Origin of the sequence: Chroococcidiopsis sp. (assembly GCF_051657925.1) — a bacterium.
GTDB lineage: Bacteria > Cyanobacteriota > Cyanobacteriia > Cyanobacteriales > Chroococcidiopsidaceae > Chroococcidiopsis.
This window is the reverse complement of sequence record NZ_JBOFLP010000188.1, coordinates 1-2,688: the sequence shown is the minus strand read 5'-3', so window position 1 is coordinate 2,688 and position 2,688 is coordinate 1. Positions and strand designations below refer to the sequence as shown.

Sequence of the window (2,688 nt, the reverse complement as noted above, 5' to 3'; positions counted from 1 at the left end):
AAGAATAGATCTAGCACCGTTCCAAAGCTTAGTTCACTTTATGGCTGATTCTGCTTGGAGAACTGTTGCTGGTGTACAGCTAATGGCATTTAGCCCAAAGCAGGTGGAAGAAGTTTTAGAAAACTTGCCAGAGCTTAAGTTATCTAAAGTAATTCTGTCACTAACTGCGATCGTGTCGCCATTTTAGAATTTCAGATAATTTATGCGAGCGCTAAATCTTTTCGGCAAAGTATGAGCTACCGCGCTTCAAAATCGTTTTATCTTACAAGCACCACAGCCCAGAGCTGGTTTCTTGCTCCGCTAACCGTCGCTACCTTTTTCTTGAGAGTTTTTAGAAACCACTCCCCAACCAAGGGCTAGAGCTGCTAAAGGTATCAGACTATGACGGTTATCTAAAATGATAGAGCCTGCTGTAGATGTTACAGATCCTGCAAAAGATACTGCGGCTTCTAATACACTTTGTTCCTTTTCCAACTCTGCCTTTTCAGCTTCAAGCTGTTCTAAATCTGGAGAAGGATTATTTTTCTCTGTACTTAGTTTCAATAACTCTCTATCTTTTTCTTCAATTTTTAATTGATTTTCTTGAAGTTGTTTTTGAAGTTGCTCGTTCAATTTCTCGTAGATAAATGCCGAGCTTTCATAACTTTCTCGTAACTTAAGTGGCGTTAGCTCCCGAAGCATATTAATTTGTGTATCTTTTGCTTTAATAGTCTCTTCCTGAGCAACTTTTAAAGATTCAACTTGCGCTTTTAAAGCAATCACCTCTGCTTCCTTTGCTTTAACTATTTCATCTCTAGTAGTTTTCAAGGATTCGATCTGAATCTTCAACGCCCTGATTTCTGCTTCCTTCGCATCTTTAAACTCTTTAGACCACTGTAACTTTGCTGCCCATGCAAGAATTGCAGCCAACGCACTACCTACAGCAGCAATTGCCTGTAACCAGCTCATTGAATTCTCTACTTATAAGCTTATGAGTTTAAAGCTATAACTTATAGCTAGTATCCTAAATATGTGTCTACACTATCATTTGATTTCAAGAAAAAGAATTAATAAAACCTAAAAATTCAGAATAAAATTGGATTGACCAAGTAGGTATACAAATTTTTTCGGCAAAGTTCAAAGACTCCAACTCTTGGGAGCCAGCCAGTAATCCTGGGGAATACCCTGAAGGCGGGGGAACAGCAGGAAAGCACCCAGCAGGTAATCGATAACATTCTGATAGACTGCGATCCCAGCAAAAGCTTTGAGTTTTTCCAGTGCTGATTTAAAGGCATTAACTTGTGCTTGCTCTATAGCGTGGTAGTCTTGTTCTGACTGGGGGGAAAACTCAACTGTAGTTCCGTTCCAGTTCCAAAGCAAACAACATTGCCGTAGCGTTAAACCTAGATGTTGCAACAGCAAGGCAGCACGGTAATATAGTCCAGAGCGGCGTAACATATACGGGTGAGTCGGGAAAGGTAGATTGGCGATCGCTCCGGCTTGCTGAATGATGTGGTGTAGCGATCGTTCACTAAGTCGCTGCTTGCGTTCCGAAGCAAATAACCAATCGGTAGTGCGCTGCTCCTCAAGCTGCTGGAGAATGTCAATCTCTGCCTCACATAGAAGTTGTATGTTAGTAGGGGCTTGAGTTTGGGGTTGTAGGTAATCGGGTTTCGAGCGAATGCGATCTACACGCAAAATCTTTTCGGCAAAGTCTACGTCACGCCAGCGCAGCCAGCACAACTCGGCTGGCTGTAAAGCTTGGCAGAATAGCAGGATGGCGAGTGCCTGATTTCTGGTGGGGGAACGAGTATATTCCAACGCATCAATCAGCGCGTCAACTTCTGACAAATAGAGAAATTCGCGTTCGCGGCGCTGGGAGAAGGGGATCTTGTGTGGGGGTGGGGACTTGGGCAACGACGCAATCCGAAAAGATTGACACTAACCCAATTGTAGGATAGAAAATTTTCCGAATAATTCTGGCATGAAATAGGGAGTGCGATCGCGCACAACTGCGCTATCTTAGGCGCTCTTTTGGAGTATCAGAGTTATGGGTATGATATAAATGTCATACTCAAGGGCAAGACGATGAAACAAAAAATAGCGGTTACTCTCGACAAAGACCTAGTTGCGTTTCTAGATGCTGTTGCTTCTGGCAATCGCAGCGATTACATCAACAGTCTGTTGCGAGAACAGCGAAAGCAAATAGTTGAAGCCGAGTTGATTGCGGCACTAAACAGCGATGCAGTTGACCCTGACTATCAGGCTGAAATTGCCGATTGGGATAGCGTCGTGGGTGACGGGATCGATTTAGCAGCAGGCGGCGCTGATGCCGAGCGGTAATCTGACTTATCGACGCGGGGAAATTCGCTGGGTTAGACTAGACCCGACTGTGGGAGCGGAAGTTCAAAAAACTCGGTCTTGTTTAATCGTGCAGAACGACATCATGAACCAGTACGGACTGCTAACTGTTGTAATTCCGTTCCGACCAGGTAGTAAGCAAGCCCCTTATATAGTGAATGTCAGAGCAACACAGAATAACGGGCTAGATAAAGACCGCTTCTTAGATGTAGCTCAGATCCGTGCTGTAGATGGTCAACGAGTGTTAGGTTGCTTGGGCGTGTTAGAAGAGGATTACTGGCAGCAAATTCGAGCGGCTTTAGATATTGTTCTAGGGTTTGCTCCCTAATAGAAGTTATCTGCTGCGAT

General features: G+C 44.0%; 4 protein-coding genes and 1 pseudogene. 3 read left to right on the top strand and 2 right to left on the bottom strand.

Annotation, left to right across the window (positions count from 1 at the left end; translation table 11 throughout):
• A pseudogene (locus ACRC32_RS15100) lies at window positions 1–187 on the top strand (hypothetical protein); the annotation flags it as partial.
• 113 nt (window positions 188–300) lie between these two features.
• On the opposite strand, the gene ACRC32_RS15095 reads toward ACRC32_RS15100, so the two are convergent.
• Window positions 301–948: a hypothetical protein gene (locus ACRC32_RS15095; protein WP_438554740.1), complete on the bottom strand. Its 648-nt coding sequence runs from the start codon at window positions 946–948 to the stop codon at window positions 301–303.
• Between the two features lie 168 nt (window positions 949–1,116).
• Window positions 1,117–1,896, bottom strand: coding sequence for a tyrosine-type recombinase/integrase (locus ACRC32_RS15090; RefSeq protein WP_438554739.1), 780 nt, complete (start codon window positions 1,894–1,896; stop codon window positions 1,117–1,119).
• A gap of 171 nt (window positions 1,897–2,067) precedes the next feature.
• On the opposite strand from ACRC32_RS15090, the gene mazE reads away from it, so the two are divergent.
• Together mazE and ACRC32_RS15080 are read left to right on the top strand one after the other, a co-directional pair.
• Window positions 2,068–2,322 carry a type II toxin-antitoxin system MazE family antitoxin gene (gene mazE / locus ACRC32_RS15085; protein WP_438554738.1) on the top strand — a complete coding sequence of 85 codons (255 nt, stop codon included), beginning with the start codon at window positions 2,068–2,070 and terminating at the stop codon, window positions 2,320–2,322.
• Complete coding sequence (locus ACRC32_RS15080; RefSeq protein WP_438554737.1) at window positions 2,309–2,668, top strand: type II toxin-antitoxin system PemK/MazF family toxin; 360 nt, start codon at window positions 2,309–2,311, stop codon at window positions 2,666–2,668. Before mazE ends, ACRC32_RS15080 begins: the two co-directional genes overlap by 14 nt.
• Window positions 2,669–2,688: the final 20 nt, after the last annotated feature.

Excerpts from the sequence above, each read along its gene's own strand:
- ACRC32_RS15095 (WP_438554740.1), bottom strand. The coding sequence starts at position 948 with ATGAGCTGGTTACAGGCAATTGCTGCTGTAGGTAGTGCGTTGGCTGCA.
- mazE (WP_438554738.1), top strand. The coding sequence starts at position 2,068 with ATGAAACAAAAAATAGCGGTTACTCTCGACAAAGACCTAGTTGCGTTT.
- ACRC32_RS15080 (WP_438554737.1), top strand. The coding sequence starts at position 2,309 with ATGCCGAGCGGTAATCTGACTTATCGACGCGGGGAAATTCGCTGGGTT.